The organism is Alteromonas alvinellae, from assembly GCF_902705805.1.
Genome location: NZ_CACSIH010000116.1, coordinates 1 through 266, shown reverse-complemented (window position 1 = coordinate 266; position 266 = coordinate 1). Strand labels below are relative to the sequence as shown.

Sequence of the window (266 nt, the reverse complement as noted above, 5' to 3'; positions counted from 1 at the left end):
GTTCGGGCTTGGCTATGAGCAAAATAAAAGCGTGAAAAAGCAGCGTCTAACAATCCTGGTATTGCTGACGACGTTAGCGTCACTGGTTGCTATCTTATTGGGTATGGTAGTCGTCTCTTCGAATAAACATCGGCGCTTCCAAGCTAATACCGACACCAGAAGCGTGCTGTCATTCCACTATCTCGGTCTGAGAGCTGTTGCTTGCCGAATAAGATTCACTATGCGACAGTGGAAAACTGCACTCAAATGGTACAGCTCCATAGTCG

At 47.0% G+C, this 266-nt stretch carries 1 pseudogene; it reads left to right on the top strand.

From position 1 onward, the window contains the following. Positions 1–266, top strand: a pseudogene (locus ACX5KA_RS08690) (IS4 family transposase); the annotation flags it as partial.